The organism is Shimia sp. R10_1 (assembly GCF_017744095.1).
GTDB lineage: Bacteria > Pseudomonadota > Alphaproteobacteria > Rhodobacterales > Rhodobacteraceae > Shimia.
On the sequence record NZ_JAGHQX010000007.1, the window covers coordinates 119278 to 137128 of the forward strand.

A 17851-nucleotide genomic window follows, 5' to 3' on the forward strand; every position below is an offset into this window, starting at 1 on the left:
CTTTGTGTTCTGAGGGAAGGGTGCATTGGAGCTGAGAGAGCGTTTTGGGCGCCGAGGGAGACCTGCGGTCAGGCGGCTGCACCGGCCGCCCGAACGCATGGCGCGTCAGCCAAGCCGTTTGATCCACTTCATTTGGCGATCACTGTGGCCGTAATATTTGAGATTGGTTTCGAAATCGAAGGTCTTTTCCAAAACCGGTTTCATATGGGAGAAACACTCAAAGCTGAACGCGCCGTGATACCGTCCGATGCCGCTGTTGCCGACGCCCCCAAACGGCAGGTTTGCGTTGGTGATTTGCATCACGGCGTCATTGATTGCCCCGCTGCCAAATGGGATCTCAGCCAGGAAGCGCTGTTTGGTTGTCTTGTCGTTTGAGAACAGATAGCCTGCCAGCGGTTTTTCGAGTTGGCGCACGATATCAAAGGCTTCATCTAGTGTGTCATACTCCAGCACAGCAATGATCGGCCCGAAAATCTCGTCCTGCATGATCGCATCATCTGGGCTGACGTTGTGAACGATGGTTGGCTGGATGACGCGGTCTTCGCGGCTGGTTTCGCCACCATAGTACACCTTTTCAGGCTCGATGAGCGCTGCCACACGATCAAAGTTGCGTTCGTTGATGATGCGCGTGAAATTTCCCCGCTCTACCGTATAGTTGTGCTTTTTGATTTCAGCGACCATGCGTTCCATGACGCGGGTCTTGATGCTCTTGTGAACCAGAACATAGTCAGGGGCGAGACACAGTTGACCGGAGTTGATGAACTTTGCCCAGATCAATCGTTTGACACTGACGTTGATGGAAGCGTCTTCGGTGATGATTGCGGGGTTCTTGCCGCCCAGTTCCAATGTCACATTTGTGAGGTGCGGCGCCGCTGCGGTGTTGACGATCTTGCCAACCTGCGGGCTGCCGGTGAAGAAGATCTTGTCCCAACGTTGGTTCAAAAGCGCGGTCGTTTCTGCAACCGCTCCCTCAACCACGTGCAGGTAACCCGGATCGAAGTTTTCATTGATGATTTTCGCCATGATCCGGCTGGTTTCTGCGGGAAGCTCTGACGGTTTCAATACTGTGGTGTTGCCTGCCATCATGGAGCCAATCACCGGGATCAGAGACAGGTTATACGGGAAATTCCACGCCCCGATGACAAGAGAGGTGCCAAGTGGCTCTGGCACGATATAGCTTTTGCCCGGTTGGTTTATGAAGTTGGTGGGCACTTTGCGTGGCTTTGCCCAGCCTTGCAGGTTTTTCAGTGCCGTTTTCAACTCTTCAAAGATTGGGAACAGTTCAGTCAGCTGGGTGTGGTGCTTTGACTTGCCAAAGTCATTGTAGATGGCGTCATAGAGGTCTTGCTCATGGGCGCGCAGCAAATCTCCAAGCTTCTTAAGTTGGGCAATGCGGAAGTCGACCGGAAGCGTGGCCTTTGTGCGAAAATAGGTGCGTTGGTTGGCAACAACGTCGCGGATCCGTGCTTCGACGGCAGTGATTTCAGTTTGGGCGTTCATATCAATCCTCCTAGGCAAGGCAGCGGCGGTCATGTCCTGTACCGGATGCATTCAAATCTCTGACACACTGTGCAGAAAGACAGGAAGGAACGGTATGTCGCCTGCGGACAGGCTATTGATTTTTTCGGCCAAATCACAGTGTCCGATCCGGACACATGCGCATTGATGCGTGTTTTTTGGCCGGATTGATGAGGGCGTTGGACATGGTGGTTTTGGCAGTCAAACCTGTCAGAGGTGCGCCGTGAAACGCTCCCGATTTGATAGGAGATCTCTGCGCCCAAGAGGTCTGGAATTCCTCACTGTGATTTTGGAATCAATTGCGGAAAGATTGTGAATATCTTAGCATTTTATTATTCGACTTTTTTATTGAACGGTTTTTAGCTGACGTCACGTGTTATTGTGGTCTTTAATTCTTTGAACTTAAATATCTTCATTGTTTGCGTAATATATTCAAATATTTGAATTGGCGTATTCATGATCTGACAAGCGCAATAACCAAAAAGTGGTGTGGGCAACTGCAATCAGGGCCTTTGGTTGAATCCCGTTTTTATTATGCGGTTCGATAAGCGGATCGCCGCTCTTTTCGGCGACTTGCGATCAGAGCCTCAATCGGGAGACACTGACCATGTACAAGCACCCCGGTGTTTATATTGAACACGTTCCCTCCAACACCTTGTCCATTGAAGCGGCCTCGACTTCGGTGACGGCTTTCATTGGGCATGTGAAGCGCGGCGTCGCGGTCACAGCAGGGGCAGGCGAGCCGATCTTCATTTCGTCACCTGCGCAATATGCGCAGATGTTTGGCCCGCTGGTGGGCGGCGCAGGCGGTATTCGCAACGCCGGTGATCAGGTGGATGCCTTTGGCCATGCCATTGCGCAGTACTTCGCAAATGGCGGGGCAAAGGCTTTTGTGGTGCCAGTGGCGCATACCACGGGTGCCCCCGCCTCAGCGACGGCGTCGCTTGTGATTGCCAATGGGTCTGGCCAGTCGGTTACGTTGACGTTGACGGCAACGTCGGATGGTGAGTGGGCCAATGACGTGATGTTTGACCTCTCCAAGAATGACACGGACGATTACACGCTGACACTTGGCACGCTCGATGCGGCCACGCGACAGGCTTATGAAGATGCTGCGGATGATGCCGCCAAAGCTGCCGTGCTGGCAGATGCGGATTTTGATGTCGAGCTGGAGGTTTTTGCAGGGCTTGATATCGATCCTGACAGCGGACAGGCCGTGAAAGGCAGGGTTGATGGTCTTTCTCGCATCGTAACGGTGGCCTCGACACCTTTGGCGGCATCGGATCCTGCAGATCTGCAGACCGGTGTGCGCGCGCTGTCGGCCGGAGGGAGCGATGCCAATGCACCGGTTTTGACGCACTACAGCGCCGCATTGGAGCGGTTGAAAGACTATCGCAGCATTTCTACCATCGTGCTGCCGGGTTTGAGTTGGGCCGACAATGTTCATCAGACCATTTATCAATCCGCAATTGCCCACGCGGAATTCATGCAGAACCGGATGGTTTTGGTGGATCCGAGCAACCTTGTGGGAGATCGGCTTGAGACCGCGCAGAAGGTGAAACAGGAAGGGTTCCCGACCTCCCCGTATTCCGCGCTTTACTACCCGCATTTGACGGTGGGCAATCCGTTTTATGATGCGGAAACCAATGCCAATGTGCCTGCGACCTTTGAGATTGGCCCATCGGCGATGGCGGCGGGGCTGTGGGGGCGCATAGATGGCACGCGTGGGGTCTGGAAAGCGCCAGCAGGGCTTGAGGCCACAGTGCGGGGCAGCTTTGGGCCAAATGTGAAAATTGGCAATGCCATTCAGGACAATCTGAATGAATGGGGCGTGAACTGTATTCGCTCTATCATTGGCCCTAGTGTGGTCTGGGGCGGACGCACTTTGGCGACAAAGACCAAACCGCAATACCGCTACATCCCAGTGCGCCGCACCCAGAACATGATAGGCGAGAGCCTGTACAACGCGCTTCAGGCGGTTGTGTTTGAGCCCAATGACCACAAACTGTGGGCAGGTCTGCGTGCCTCCGTTGGCAACTTCATGGATGGTCTGCACCGTGCGGGCGCATTTCAGGGTGAAAAAGCCTCTGATGCGTATTTCGTCAATTGCGGCCTTGGGGCGACCATGACGCAGGGCGACATTGATGCGGGAATTGTGCGGGTTGTCGTCGGCTTTGCGCCGCTCAAACCCGCCGAATTCGTGGTTGTGCAAATTCAGCAAATCGTTGGTCAGACGGCCTGATAGGGGCCGCCTCATTCATTTTGGTATTTTGTTCAGGAGGCTTTTATGGCTGCTCCAACTTTCCCCGTAAATGCGCATCGGTATGATCCGTATCGCACCTTTAAATTCCAAGTGGTTATTAATGGCCGCGTCGTGGCAGGCCTGTCCAAGATGGGCGCATTGAAAAAGACCACAGAGGTGGTCAACTGGCGTTCCGCCGGGGATCCCTCAAGTCAGCGCGCCATTCCGGGCGGCACAAAATTTGAAAACGTCACGCTCGAGCATGGGCTGAGCCATGATCTGGTGTTTGAGGAATGGGCGAATTCCGTCAACAACGTCTCTGAGGGGGACGCGGGCATGTCGCTCGTGAACTTTCGCCGCGATATCGTCATCAATGTGCTCAATCTGCAAGGCACGCCGACCATGTCTTATCAGTTGCGGCGTGCGTGGGTGACTGAGTTCCAAGCCTTGCCGGAATTTGATGCCAACAACATGAACACGATCGGCATTCAATCCATCACGCTGGCACACGAAGGCTTTGTCAGAGACATCGCGGTTGTCGAACCCGCAGAGAGCTAAGCCATGCATCGCGCCGCGCAAACTCTGGCTGTCGCCTTTCCAAGTCACACACCCCGGTCGATGACGGGGGATGTGGAGTTGGGCGTTGCGGCGGCTTTGGCGTCTGGGCGGCGGCGCCCGGATGCTGTGACGGCGGTGCTGGTGCATGTGTTTTCTGAAATTGGCGGATTGGCAACAGAGATTGGCGACGTCTGGCGGCTTGCCTCCGGCAGTCGGGAGTGGCTATTGCAGCGCGCGGCAGCGCTGTTCTGGCACGATGCAGGGTGGTTTCAGGCGCGCTGCGCGCATTGCGATGCGGCCTATGATTTGCCGCTGAAGTTGGCGTCTGCGCCACGCAAGCCAGCGGGGCGCCCATTTCCCACCGTGACCGTGCGCACGTCTCTTGGGGCACGCCAGTTTGAAGTGCCAAATGGGTTGCATGAGGCGGATCTGGCAAAAGACAGTCCGCATGCCCCGGAGCGCAGGTTGGTTGCCCTTTGCGGTCTTGGCAGGGACGCACAGGCGGATGCTGACGGGTTTACGGAAGGGGACCTGCGCGTCATTGAGGACGCGCTGGATGCCGCCGCGCCTGACGTGGCTGATGAGGCATCCATCATTTGCCCAGCCTGCAAAACATCGACTGTAGCGCGCATTGACCCTCTGGATTTTGCCTTTCCGGATATGCAGGGGATCTTGCGGGACGTGCATGCGCTTGCCAGCCGCTATCACTGGTCTGAAGACGCCATTCTTTCGCTGCCCAGCGCGCGCCGTCGTGCCTATGTGCGTCTGATTGGACAGGAGGCACGCAGATGAGCCTGTTTGCCAAAGTGATTGCACGTGCCGCGGTGCCCGGCCAGCCCGTTCTGCCAACGGCGCAGCCCAAAGGCCTGTTGCGGCGCGACGCCTCTGTGCCTGAGGTTGCAGCCCCTTTGCAGCGCGTCGAGGGCGAAGAAGATGCCCTGGCGCCCTTGAGACGCATGGAAGAGGAAGAGACGGCGCAGAGCCTGCGTCGCACGGAGTTGGCAGAGGTAGACGCGCTGCCCTTGCGACGGTCTGAGTTGGAAGAGGAGGCCGAGGCGCAGCCTGTGCGGCGGGAGGAGCTGGAGCAGGAAGAGGTCGCCCAGACGGTGAGACGCGCTGAAGAGGAAGGTGAAGAAGAGATGCAGGCGTTGCGGCGTGAGTTTGTTGAGGAGGAAGAGAGCGAGGCGCAGGCTTTGCGCAGAACCGAGGCCTCTGAGGCGGATATGGAAGAGGATGCTGCACAGCCATTGCGCCGGGCTGAGATGATGGAAGAAGAGGCTCAAACGCTTCGTCGAGAAGCCGAGCTGGCAGAAGAAGAGGAAGAGGTACTGACGCTCCGGCGCTCAGAACTGGCGCAGGAGGAACTGGGGCCTGTGCGGCGTGCAAGCGAGCAAGAGGCTGAAAGCGCGGAAGAAACGGCGCAGCTTTTGCGCGCGGAAGAGCCGGACTTCCCCGAAGAGCCAAGCCCAGCGCAGGCTTTACGGCGTTTAGATGGACCGTCTCCAGCAATAGAGGCTGGCGCAATGTCAAACGATGTGTCCGCACCCTTTGCGGAGCCTGACCCGTTACATGCGCTTGTGCCCGTGCCGCCGCCGCAAACTGTGTCTCAGTCAGACCGGCCGCGCGTGCAGATCGATCAGATTGATGTGATGATCCATGAACCCACGCCCAACACCCAGAGCAGCCCTGATTTGGGCGCACAACTGTCTCGGATGCTGTCCGGGCGGTATTTGCGGGGGCGGTAGGATATGGCCACGCCGGAAAGCTCGCTCTCGGTTGCACTGCAGGAACTGGCGGAATTCATCGCCGGTCAGATGGCCGATGATGTGATTGTTTCGGTGGATGTGCCCAACCGTGTGAGCAAAGCGGCAGAGGACAGCGACAAACACCATCTGAATCTTTTCACCTATCGGCTGGCCCCCTCCGGCATCCATGCAGATCAGTCAATGCAAGAGCCGTTTTTTGTCCGTGCACAAGTGCTTGTGACGGCTTTCCCGGCAGGCAAAGGCAACCCGCCCGCAGATGCGGATCTGCGCGTGCTGGGGCAGGCAATGCGGGTGCTGTCCTCGGTGCCGGTGTTGCCTGTGGTGCTGCCCGGGGCGTTGCCCGTTGATGCAGAACCGGAGGATTTTCGGGCAGCACAGACCACGCAGTATCGGCTGCAGGTGGTGTTCCAAGCCCCAACGATGGAAGAGTTGAACCACATCTGGACCACACAAGGTGGCGAGCTGCCGTATCGATTGTCTGCGGCCTATGAGCTGGCGCTTATTCCGATAGAGCCGTTGGTGCATGCCGCGCCTCCGGAGCCTGTGCAGGCTGTTGAGCTGCTCTCAGGTGTGGGCACTCAGGCGGCGCCGTTTCAGATGTTTGTGTCGGCGGGGCGGCTGTTTTCCCATCTTGAGGTGGCAGCGGCCACAGCGACAGCGGATTTGCGCGTGGTGGGGCAACCAGAGACCCGAATTGGCGTTACAGTGGAATGGGTGAGGGCCGGCGGAGCCACACAGCGCCAGCCAGAGCAGACTTTCACGGTCGCCACCACAGACATCGACAGTGGCGCAGCGGGGATTTCGGTTGCGCTGACAGGCGCGTCGGCCGGAGACCGGGCTGTGCTCTACACCCAGCCTTTGAATGCAGATGACACGCCTTTGTCTGAGAAGGTCTATGCAAATCTGCTGCAGTTGACGGTGGGGGCGTGACACGATGACCATCGCGGCGCACAGCATTGAGCTTGGCCCAGCGCCGCTGGACGCAGAATGGCGACGCATGGGGCATTTGCTGGCGTTGGCCGAGGCGAGCCGCGCGGGGCGGGCGCTGGATGAAACCTTCAGCAAACAGTTTGAGACGGTGAACTCTGCTGTAGACGCGGCGCGCAAGGCTGGAGCTTGGTCCTGTTTGATGCGCACCGGGGTCTCACAGGAGGCTTTGCAGGATCTGCTGCGCATTGATCTGGATATCCTCGCGGCTGCTCTGGCGCCGGTCGCGCAGCCTGCGCAAGCGCCGCGGATCCATTCGTTGCAGCCCCACATTGGCAATGCCTGGGTGAGCCTGCCTTTGTTGCAAGAGCTCATGATGCTTGAAAGCGGGGCTGACATCGCGCTGATGGCGGCACGGATCAGCGCGGGAGCACCGTTGGTGGCGACAGGGCTTTTGCGTGCTGAGGGCAATACGCCTTATCAGGTGTTGCGTCCCTCTGCGCGACTGATTTCGGCCTGCCTTGGGCGGGATGCAGAGCTTGCCCCGCCGCCGGGGGCGATCCTGTCGACACAGCGGGGCGCATGGGAGGAGCTTATCCTGCCAGACACAGCCATTGCGCAGCTCAAAGACTTTACCGCCTGGGCGGCGCGGTCGCAGGAGATTTCTGACGACTGGGGAGGCAAGCCAGTGCATGGGCCGCTGGCATTGTTTTCGGGTGCCTCTGGCACTGGGAAGACCTTTGCGGCGGGCTGTATCGCTGCTGCGCTGCAAACGCGGACCGATGAGCCTTGGGCGCTGTACACGCTCGATCTGGGGCGGGTGATGTCCAAATATGTCGGCGAGACGGAAGCCAATCTCAACGCGCTGCTGGAAAGCCTCGATGGGCGGCGTGCGGTGCTTCAGATTGACGAAGCGGATGGGCTGCTGGGCAAACGCGGTGATGTTTCTGATGCGCGAGACCGCTATGCCAATCTGGAGGTTTCGCACCTGTTGTCCCGGTTTGAGCGCCACATTGGGCCGGTCATTTTAACGACAAATCTGCGCGCCAATGTCGACAGCGCATTTTTGCGCCGTTTCCAACTGATTGTGGATTTTCCAGCACCGGATGCCAAGGCGCGTGAAAAGCTTTGGGGGCTGTTGCTGCCCCCCAAAGCACCGCGCGCGAAAGGTTTGGATCTTCGGCAATTGGGTGCGGATGTGCGCCTGTCCGGCGGCGCCATTCAGAACGCTGCGCATTATGCCGCTGTTCTGGCAGCAGAGGCAGAGACGCCGATTGGCCCACCACAGATTGCCCGCGCGGTGAAAGCCGAGCTCTCCAAGGATGGGCGACAAATTCGCAAATCCGAACTCGGTCACTTGGCCGATTTTCTGGCGGAGGCCCAATCATGAGCCAAAACAATATCCATCTGCGCCGTCTGACAGTGACCTTGCCTGCCTCAATGAAAGGCACGGCTGCGCATGAGGCGCGCCGTATTGCCGAAGCCATGGCGCAAAAACTTTATGAAAACGGTGGCGCGGCGCACAATCTGAAGATTGAGAGTGGTGGCCACAGCGGCGCGCAACTGGCGGAACGGGTGGCGGCAGCCCTACCGAAAGGGGGGCGCAATGGCGGTTGAGACGCGCGGTGTGCTGTTTGAATATGGGCTGTCGATCCCGCCGCTGGCGTTGGTGTTTCAGTTCAATCCGCAAGAAATTTCACGCTCTCGCACGGTCACCGTCAAAACCGGCAACGCGCCGGGGTCGCGCGGCGGATATGATTTCCTCAGCCCCCTTGAGACGGCGCGGGTTGCACAGGGGGTCGAGATGCAGGCGGAGAGCTTTTCGATCGACATTTTGTTGGATGCCACGGATGCCATGCAGGAGGGCGATGCGGTGGCTGCCAAATTTGGTGTGCAGCCGCAGATAGATACGCTGCGTTCTATGGCGGAACCCAAAAATCAGGGGCCGGGTGGGGTGCAGGTTCTGTCGTCGCTTGGATTGTCGGGCACGCGGGCTTTTGAGCGACAGGAAACAGCATCGGTGCTGGTGTTTGCGTGGGGGATGCAGCTGTTGCCGGTGTTTTTGACCGGTGTGGCACAGAAAGAGGCGCTGCATCTGCCAAACCTGATGCCTTACCGCGCGACCATGAGCCTGACCATGCAGGTCATCGAAAGCGCCAATCCATTTTTCCTTGCAGACAAGGTGCGACAGACGATGGGCGCGGCACTGAATGTGGCAACAGGATTTCAGACGGGGTGACAGGAATGGCGTTTTTTAAAGGGTCTTATTACGAAGAATTGCCGTCTTTTGCGCAGCAGGCTGCGGATGGGTTTCAAGGGCCGCGCGCCCGACCGATTGCCGCGCCTGAGGCCGTGCTTGAACATTCGGTGCACGTCGGGGATCGGTTGGACACTCTGGGGCACCATTTTTACGCCAATGCGCGCGACTGGCGGAGACTGGCAGATTGCAACCCGCAGGCGCTGTTTGCGGAGGATCTGATTGTGGCGCCTGCGGACTTCCCCGCCAAAGAAGAACCGAGCCAACGTATCGGCAAAGTGGTGCTTGTGCCGCGCAGACGGGAGGGGAGATAGGTCATGGCATTGCTGTCTTCCATATTGGATCCAGGGTTTCGGCAAGCGGCATCTGTGATTGTTGAGACCGGACAAAATCGCAACGATATCGGCGCGCTGGCGGATTTGATTTCGGGTCTGGAAATCACGGCCACCCGAACCGAGGCGACCACGGGCATGATTCAGATCGATGATCGCCGCCGCGAAGACGGCACCTGGATGGCTGCGGACAGTGGGTTTTTCGCGCGCTCGATGCCAATCGTGGTGTCTGCGGATTTTCAAACCCACGTCGAAGAGATTTTTCGCGGCTATATGGTGGAGCTGAAGCCAGAGCTGCCCGCAAACTCCGGTGAGGCGAAGCTGACAATCCATCTGCAGGATGATGGGATTGCGCTCAATCGCGAGCATATGCGCCGTGTGTGGGGGGCGGAGGCACCTATATCTGATCTCGATATCTTGCGGGAATTGGTGTCTCCGTTGAACCTGTCCGTGGATGCAGACTCTGCGGAAGGGCAAGCTGCACGCGCCTTGGCCATGGATGGCACCCCGGTTCAGTTCCTGCGCGATCGTGCCATCGCCAATGGCTATGAGCTGATTTTCAGTCGGGGCGGGGTCTATTTTGGCCCGCGTCGTCTTCAAGGTGAGGCGCAGGCCACGATCATGGTCTATGCGGGCAATGCCACAAACTGCTTGAGCTGGGCGCTTTCAGATGATGCGCAACAGCCCGATGCCGTTGCATTTGAATTGGCACCAAGGGAGTCTGGCGCAGATCCGCTTGTCGAAACGGTTGTGGCGGGCGAGCCATTGCTGGGGACGACACCTGCGGCCGCAGAAGGCGCGGATTTGGGCACGCCGTCTGTCCAGCGGTTGAGCCAGGAGGGGGATGAGCCCGAAGAGGCAACCCGCGCACGGGCGCAGGCGGTGGCAGACGATGCCGCCTTTCGCATCCGCGCCACCGGCGAGTTGGACGGCACGCTCTATGGCCATGTGTTGCAGGTTGGCAAACTTGTGGGGGTGGATGGCACGGGCACGCGCAATGGCGGGCTGTATTACACTGACAAGGTCACGCATGCTTTTACCCCGGATGGGTATCGGCAGCGTTTTGAACTCATGCGCAATGCGACGGGAGACAGCGACAGCCTTGGTGCCGCGCCGCTTTCCACTGCGCTTTCTGCCATTTCGGGATTGTTCTGATGCCTCTGATTGACACGCTGGAAACATCGCTGCGCAAACAACAGACGCAGTACTTTGGAAAGTATCGGGCTTTCGTTGCAGACACGGAAGATCCTGAGATTTTGGGCCGGATCAAGATGGTTGTGCCATCCGTATTGGGAGAGGCTGAAACCGACTGGGCTTTGCCAGCTGTCGCCTATGGGGGCGGCGAAAACTACGGAATTTTGGCGGTGCCACCTGTGGGCAGTCAGGTGCTTGCAGAGTTTTTGGAGGGCGATCCTTCGTCGCCTGTCTGGACCGGAACATTCTGGCGTGCACCAGCCGAGATGCCTGCGGAATACACCGGACAGACGACCAAAATTCTGAAGACGGAAAGTGGGCATGTGTTGACCTTTGAGGATCAGGACGGAGAAGAGGCGGTGACGTTGCGCTCTTCGGCGCAGGCCGAGGTGGTTTTGGATCCCGACGGCGGTATGGCCCTGACCGATGCCGGGGGCGCCAAAGTCGTGATAGACGCCGCCGCCAACGAGATCACCGTGGAAGATGCGCATGGAAATGCGATTGTTCTGTCATCGTCCGGCATCACCTGCACGGACATAAATGGAAATGAAATCAAAGCGTCAGCGAGTGGAGTTGATGTTAAATCTGCCGCGATTGTGAACATCGAGGGCAGTCAAGTCACCGTGGCCGGTGCCGGTGGCGAACCCTTGATAAAGGGCGCGACATTTCTGTCGATGTTCAATTCTCACACGCACGCCACTGGCGCCGGTCCCTCAGGGCCTCCGATACCGCCGCTGACGCCTGCGGTTCTGACAACAAAGAGCACAGCCCAATGACACAGCCAGACGTCACACTGCCCCGGGTTCGATATATGGGTTTTCCGTTTCGCGTTGGCGCAGATGGGGCAAACAGCGCAGCGCGGTTTGATCACATCCGTCAGCAAGTCGAACAGGTTCTGTTCACCTCGCCGGGTGAGCGGGTCTTTCGACCTGAATTTGGATTTGGCGCGCGTCGGCATGTGTTTGAGCCCAACGCGGGGGCGCTGTGGGAATATGCACAAAACCGGCTTTACGGCTCTTTGGCGGAAGCCTTGGCAGGCGAGGTGGATCCCAAGACTTTGCAAGTTGAGATCAACGCGCCTCAGGATCGCCCAGAGGTGATGCTTGTGCGCGTGCGCTACGTGATCGCGGCCCTGCAAAAAGAAGAATTACACGAGATAGAGGTGTAGCGATGGCGCGGTTGGCCGACCCAAAACTGATTTTTGATGGGGGCTGCCCGGACTGCGGAGAGCGGGTGGCCAGCTTGCCGTTGCCGATCCCTGGGGTCGAAGATGACTTTGATTGGGCCACACGGGACTATGACAGCTTTCGCCTCTTCATGATGCAGGAGCTGGCCTCTCGGTTTCCACAGCGGCGGCGTTGGACCGCTGCGGATATGGAGGTGGTGCTGGTGGAGGTGCTGGCAGCCGCGCTTGATAGGGCCAGCCATGCCCTTGATCGCGTGCAAGCGGAGCGGTTTCTGGACAGCGCCCGGCGCCCGGAAAGTGTGCGCCGCCTTCTGAAACTGATCGGATATGATGCGACGCTGCATATGGATCAAACCTTGTTGGCGGAGCGGCCAGAAGCCACCCCAGAAGCGCGTGTGGAAGGCTTTTGGCGGGAAAATCCCATGGCCATGGAAGCTGCGAGGGCCGCCGGGCCACGCTTGATCGCGCAACAGAACCGGATGGTCACACTTGCCGATCATGCTGAGGCGCTTCAGGCGCACCCGCTGGTCGCGCTCGCGCGTGCGCGGCTTGTGAGCAACGGAGCCTGGCCAACGATTTTTGTCTCCGTACTTCTGGAAGACGACAAGGCGCTTGATGCGCCGTTGCATCAGGGGGCCGCGGAGGCAGTTCCAAATCAGGTGCGCCGCGAGATTTGGGCGCAGGTCTTGCGCTATCACACTGCGCGCAACCTGCCTTTGCCGAACGTGGATGACCGCCTGACCGGGCGACGTATTTTGCGCGCGTTGATCGAAGACTATCGCATGATAGGCACAGAGGTTTTGCTTGAGGCAGCCAAACCTGCGGCCATCAACATCACCCTGTCGATCCGTGCACAGCCCGGGTTTTTCCGATCAGAGTTGAAACAGGCCTTGGCGCAGGTCTTTTCAACCGATGAAGGGCGGTTTTTTGAAACGGGTCGCCTCGATTTTGGGGCGGCGCTTTATGCATCTGATGTGATCGAAGCGGCAATGGCGGTGGATGGGGTCGCGGTTGCCTGCCTCAATCTGTTTCGGCGGGTGGGCAAGGGATTTGAAGATCAATCCGCAGATGGCGTGATCACGGTGACAGAGGATGAATTCATCCAATGCCGGAGCGAGAGGTCTAAGCCTCAGAGTGGGATGCTGCGGATCGTTGTTAACGGGGGAGAGGCTGGATGACAGACTTCCACGCAGATCGCCCAGATAAACTTCGAGATCTAACACGTTGGAATCGTGCGGGTTTGTCACGTTTTGAATATGTTGATGGAGACGCTTCGGTCTGGTTGGAAGAGCTGCGGATTGCCCTGTTGGGGCACTATATGCGAGGGGCACCGGCAGAAACGCGCATGCCTGAAGCCTGGCGCGATGCGTTCTTGCGCGATCCGGTGGATTGGCCGGACGCCATGGCCGCCAAAGCGCAGGTCGTGTGGCAACGGCTCGCGCCTGAGCTGCCGCCTGTCCAAGACACGCGCGGGCGGCGGAATACGCGTTTGCTGGAGCAATACGACACACAAACCGAGGACTATGCCTGGGAAATCATGCGTGCCTTTGCGCGTGCGTCACATGTGCTGCTGGGCACATTGGATGCCTACACAAACGAAGGCTATCTGCGCACGGCCACACAATGGGACAATCTGCGCCGCCTTGCCAGTATGGTGAATTACCAGCCCACGCCCCCGGCCTCCGCAACCAGCACAGTCGCGTTGCAGCTGAAACAGGGGAGCGGGCTGGTTGAGATCGCGCCGGGGTTGGCGATGAAATACACGCCCGCGGAGGGCGGCGCGCCTCTGATCTTTGAGACACATGAAAAGATCGCAGCGCATCCGGATTTAAGTGCCGCTCGAACCGAGGATTGGAACGTCAACGCAGAGCGGCTGTCTTTTGCGAGCGGTAAGGTAAAGGACGCCGGGCAAAATCCTCAAGGCATGCGCAGAGCGGAGACACCGGAACCCGCACCACGGGCAATCACGTGGCACTGTCCCCAAAAACAGACATTGGCCCCCGGTGATCTGGTGGTGGTCTCAGATGGGGCTCTCGGTCATGCAAGCGTCATTGCCAAGGTGGCCCAGAATGAGGTGGAAGAGACCGCACGCGTTGTTCTGACAGATGTGCCAAGCGGCGACTTCACGCATCACAGCACGCGTTTGTGGCGCCAGCCATTGGATGTGCGCGTTGCGCTTCCAGAAACAAAGCCGAGCAAGAGCATCCTGAAAACGGACGCGTCATCCTATCTCGCGGGGGATCTTGTGCGGGTCACCTTTGGCCGCGAAACGGACACTTTCGAAGTGTTGGAAGCCAGTGGTGACGAACTGGTGGTGGATGCGGATCTTGCGGCCTATGCGGATGTGCAGATCACACCAATGGTGGCGTATTCCGCGACCAAAGGCGACTACATCGCCGATGAAGCCATCACCACGATGTATTTTAAAATGCGGTCCGGGATACGCGCGGTGGATGCCCGCGATCGTCGCAGTGTGCCCTATGCAAAATCCAACCAATTTGTGCCCGATGAAACACCGCGCGACGCCAAGGGCTATGTGATTGATAAAACCATGCGCCCCACCAAGGTTGCGGTGAAGCCGGCCAAACCTGAGGTCTTGCCTGAGACACAGAAAAAGCTTGGCGCCAAAACGGTCTCTTTCGCCGGCAAACCGCCAAAGGGGTTGGCCGAGGGCGATTGGTTTGCCGTGCGGGATCTGACCAACAACAGTCTGAGTGCGCTGCAGGTCGCTGCGATGCGCGTAGGATCAGATGCGTATCACCTTGTGTTGTCGCGCGAACTGACGGCAGCACCAGAAGAGTCCGAGTTTCACGGTCCTCTGCAAGCTGCCTTGCCCGCGTTGAACCATGATCGAAATCCCGAAGCCGCGTTGCAGGGCGGGCAGGTGACGCTTGAGGCCATCGCGCCAGAGGCAAGCCAGCTTGTGAAACCCGGGCGCAAGATGATCATCACACGCACGCGGGCAGATCGCAGCGAGAGTCTCCTTGTGACGGTGGCTGAAGTGATCTCTCGCGCGGCTTCAAAACTTGAGATGGTGATCGATCCGATTGATGCGGCGCGCGGCTGGGCCAAAGGTGACACCACATTCCAGCTGAACGCGGTAGAGATCAGCCATGGCGAAACAAAGGGGGCAAAGCTGCTTGGGTCGGGGGACGGCGAACGCTCTCGTCAGTCTTTTACATTTGCCATCAAAAATGTCAGCCTTGTGCCATCGGCGGTCTCAGAAACCGGGGTTGTGCCCGCGCTGGATGTGGTTGTTGATGATACGCTCTGGCGCTATCGCGACTACATCGACGCAAGTGCCGAAGGCACGCGCGCTTGGTCAACCACATTGCAGGATGACGGCACCCTCGTTGTCCATTTCAGGCGGCGTTTGGTGACGGGGCAAAACAATATTCGGATCCTGCGCCATCGTGTCGGCGCCGGTGTCATCGGCTCCAACATTCCAGCGTTTTCTTTTGAAAAACCATTGAAGAAAGATCGCTTTGTCGAGGCGATCGTGCAGCCGTTTCCAACCGCAGGCGGGGCCGACAGAGAACCGGTTTCCAAATTGCGTGTGTCAGCGCCCGCCCGGCTGTCCGCCAATGGCCGTGCGGTGTCTTTGCAGGATTTTGAAGGTCTTGCTGTGCGACACGCCTCTGTTCTTCAGGCGCATGCAGAAGAGCGCCCCGCGCCGGGTGCCACACGTATGGTTCAGCTTACGTTGGCACCTGTTGGGGGCGGAGCAATCACGCAGACGCTTGAGAATGATCTGCGTGCTGCGATTTTGGGAAAGGCGGTGCCGGGCACGTCTCTCTTCTTCAAACCCTATGAAACGCTGCCGCTGAACATCGGCGTGCGCGTGCGGGCCGATCTGACAGTGCACGACCGGAGTGAACTGAAAGCGGCGGCAGAAGAGAAATTGACGCAAACCTTTTCCATTGAGGCCCGTCGCTTCGGACAAACGACCTATGTTTCAGAAGTCTTGGCCGCGCTCGAAACTGTGGCAGGAATTGAGACTGCGCTGACCACCCGTTTTGATCTGGGGGATGCTTACGATCTGTTGAAACCAAAACCGGCGCATTTCACACGGCCCTGGCCGCGAAATGTCGCAACGCGAGATGGCGCCGTGGCCGCGATTTACGCAACCGATCATCAGATCGCATTTCTCCCGCCGGGTGACGCTACGCGCATCGCCGTTGTTGTGGAGGATATCCGATGAATTACCCGGAAGATGCGCTCACCCGCGCGGGTCATCTGCTCTATAAAGAGTTGCCTGAAGAGTATCGGTATCGCGATGTCGCCCCCGCCGCAGGTGAACTCGGCGATTTAGAAGCCTACCTGCATGGATTTGGCCATTTGCTTGATCTGATCCGCCATACGACTGAGCAGGCTTATGCGGATGCTTTTGCGGAGCAGGCGGACAATGGGTATGAAATTCAGCCGTGGTTGATCCCCTATCTCGCAGAGCTGGTGGGGGCAGAGCTTCAGGCCCCAGACCCGCAGGCGCGGATTGAAGAGCTCAACAACGCGGTTGGCTGGTCAAAATCCAAAGGGACGCTGCGCAATGTCGACAGCGTCGGGGATGTGGTGACGGGTGCGGAAACCGTTGTCCGCGAGGGCTGGCGGCTTACCTTGGTTACGCCCCGCATGAACTTGCCTCCGTTTTCCGTCCCAGACGTGGACGCAGAGGATGACCTATTGGGGCGCACGCCCGCGCCATTGGGTTGTCCGGACTTGCGCAAACTCGATCGGGCGGTTGTTGACCCGCAGGGCGGGAATCCTCTGTTCCGACTGCGCTATCCTGTGCGAGACGCAGAAGGGATCAGCAAAGGGGAAGAGACAGTTTTTTGGGCCTCTCGGGCGCGTGGCGGCGCCCCGTGCTTTCCTGGAGCTTACGATGATTTTTCAGCGCGAACACCGGATCTGCGCGATGCTGGTGATACGGCCTCACTGGGCCCACATCCGCGCCGCACGCGCATTCATATGCGCCCGCCAGATGGGTTCTTTGCGCCAGGGCTGAGAGTGGTCAACTTTGACAAAGATGATCCGAACCGTTTGAGTTTTGACGCTGGCGCGCTCCGCAAAACCTATCGCCCGCGTGACATTTTGGAGCGCGCCGGGCACGTGGATGCGCCGGTGCCAGATCGGCTTGTGGTGCAGCTCAACTATGATCTCGCCATCCGCAAGGGCAATGATATCCGCTTTGAGAACATTCTGTTTGTCACGCATCCCAATGCAACCGAACCGGCGCGCCTGCGGGTGCTGTCAGGGGGGAAGCTCACGCTGCACCGATGTGCCGCCGAAGTGGTGAGCGTGGCCAAGCCGCCAAATGACGAAGATATTCCTTTTATTGCCACCGACAGCATTTTTGAAACGATTGTTGCGCCTGCAGCGGCCGCCGAACTTGTCTATTGCACCGTTATGGGGGCGCTTGATCTGATGCGTCTGAACGCGTCGGACTGTCTATTGCACGATCTGGGTGACACCATCCGCTGTGACGATCAAAGCTGTATTCGATACTCGCGCCTCACCGCGCCAGATGGCGATGCGACGTGCTTCGTGAAAGACGCGCCAGTCAACACAGATATCGTGCCACGGTTTTTGCACCGTTGGCTGCGGGAGGACAGTGGCGATTGCGTGTTGCGCAGGCCGGTATTCGGTGAGCCGGGCTATGGCGTTCTGGACACGACCACATCGCCGCGGATCATCCACGGCGCAGAAGATGAGGGCGAAATGGGTGCGTACCACCATCGCTTCTTCGCGGCTTCTTTCGCCGCTTTGGAAAAGAAACTCACCAGTTATCTGCCGCTCGGACAGGAGATCGCCCTGTCATACGATCCGCATTTGTCCCTGAAGCCACCGATCCTGTCGGATGGTTCGTAAGTTATT

Annotated in this window: 16 protein-coding genes; 15 read left to right on the top strand and 1 reads right to left on the bottom strand. The window is 58.4% G+C overall.

Features of this window, described 5'->3' with window-relative positions; all coding sequences use genetic code 11:
• Positions 1 to 105 precede the first annotated feature (105 nt).
• Entirely contained in the window at positions 106 to 1500 is a 1395-nt protein-coding gene (locus tag J7413_RS14380) for an aldehyde dehydrogenase (protein WP_209099361.1), read from the bottom strand.
• 625 nt (positions 1501 to 2125) lie between these two features.
• On the opposite strand from J7413_RS14380, the gene J7413_RS14385 reads away from it, so the two are divergent.
• Genes J7413_RS14385 through J7413_RS14455 form a run of 15 tightly spaced genes read left to right on the top strand, consistent with a single transcriptional unit; the run spans position 2126 to position 17845 of the window.
• Positions 2126 to 3760: a phage tail sheath C-terminal domain-containing protein gene (locus J7413_RS14385; protein WP_209099363.1), complete on the top strand. Its 1635-nt coding sequence runs from the start codon at positions 2126 to 2128 to the stop codon at positions 3758 to 3760.
• 45 nt (positions 3761 to 3805) lie between these two features.
• Positions 3806 to 4318, top strand: coding sequence for a phage tail protein (locus J7413_RS14390; RefSeq protein WP_209099365.1), 513 nt, complete (start codon positions 3806 to 3808; stop codon positions 4316 to 4318).
• Positions 4319 to 4321: 3 nt separating this feature from the next.
• Positions 4322 to 5110: a hypothetical protein gene (locus J7413_RS14395; RefSeq protein ID WP_209099367.1), complete on the top strand. Its 789-nt coding sequence runs from the start codon at positions 4322 to 4324 to the stop codon at positions 5108 to 5110.
• Positions 5107 to 6063, top strand: a complete 957-nt coding sequence (locus J7413_RS14400) for a hypothetical protein (RefSeq protein ID WP_209099369.1) — start codon at positions 5107 to 5109, stop codon at positions 6061 to 6063. The genes J7413_RS14395 and J7413_RS14400 overlap by 4 nt, the downstream gene beginning before the upstream one ends.
• A 3-nt stretch (positions 6064 to 6066) precedes the next feature.
• Entirely contained in the window at positions 6067 to 7014 is a 948-nt protein-coding gene (locus tag J7413_RS14405) for a Pvc16 family protein (RefSeq protein WP_209099371.1), read from the top strand.
• A 4-nt stretch (positions 7015 to 7018) separates the two neighbouring features.
• Complete coding sequence (locus J7413_RS14410; RefSeq protein WP_209099373.1) at positions 7019 to 8401, top strand: ATP-binding protein; 1383 nt, start codon at positions 7019 to 7021, stop codon at positions 8399 to 8401.
• Positions 8398 to 8628, top strand: coding sequence for a hypothetical protein (locus tag J7413_RS14415; RefSeq protein WP_209099375.1), 231 nt, complete (start codon positions 8398 to 8400; stop codon positions 8626 to 8628). The genes J7413_RS14410 and J7413_RS14415 overlap by 4 nt, the downstream gene beginning before the upstream one ends.
• Positions 8618 to 9250 carry a hypothetical protein gene (locus J7413_RS14420; protein ID WP_209099377.1) on the top strand — a complete coding sequence of 211 codons (633 nt, stop codon included), beginning with the start codon at positions 8618 to 8620 and terminating at the stop codon, positions 9248 to 9250. The genes J7413_RS14415 and J7413_RS14420 overlap by 11 nt, the downstream gene beginning before the upstream one ends.
• A 5-nt stretch (positions 9251 to 9255) precedes the next feature.
• A complete protein-coding gene (locus J7413_RS14425) occupies positions 9256 to 9582 on the top strand; it encodes a hypothetical protein (protein ID WP_209099379.1) in 327 nt (108 codons plus the stop codon).
• 3 nt (positions 9583 to 9585) lie between these two features.
• Positions 9586 to 10755: a hypothetical protein gene (locus tag J7413_RS14430; RefSeq protein WP_209099381.1), complete on the top strand. Its 1170-nt coding sequence runs from the start codon at positions 9586 to 9588 to the stop codon at positions 10753 to 10755.
• Positions 10755 to 11570: a phage baseplate assembly protein V gene (locus J7413_RS14435; protein WP_209099383.1), complete on the top strand. Its 816-nt coding sequence runs from the start codon at positions 10755 to 10757 to the stop codon at positions 11568 to 11570. Before J7413_RS14430 ends, J7413_RS14435 begins: the two co-directional genes overlap by 1 nt.
• On the top strand, positions 11567 to 11962 hold the full coding sequence (locus tag J7413_RS14440) for a GPW/gp25 family protein (protein WP_209099385.1): 396 nt from the start codon (positions 11567 to 11569) through the stop codon (positions 11960 to 11962). Before J7413_RS14435 ends, J7413_RS14440 begins: the two co-directional genes overlap by 4 nt.
• A gap of 2 nt (positions 11963 to 11964) precedes the next feature.
• A complete protein-coding gene (locus tag J7413_RS14445; protein WP_209099387.1) occupies positions 11965 to 13158 on the top strand; it encodes a hypothetical protein in 1194 nt (397 codons plus the stop codon).
• Positions 13155 to 16181 (top strand): hypothetical protein, encoded by a 3027-nt coding sequence (locus J7413_RS14450; RefSeq protein ID WP_209099389.1) that lies wholly within the window; start codon positions 13155 to 13157, stop codon positions 16179 to 16181. The genes J7413_RS14445 and J7413_RS14450 overlap by 4 nt, the downstream gene beginning before the upstream one ends.
• Positions 16178 to 17845, top strand: coding sequence for a hypothetical protein (locus J7413_RS14455; protein WP_209099391.1), 1668 nt, complete (start codon positions 16178 to 16180; stop codon positions 17843 to 17845). Before J7413_RS14450 ends, J7413_RS14455 begins: the two co-directional genes overlap by 4 nt.
• The last annotated feature ends 6 nt before the right edge of the window (positions 17846 to 17851 follow it).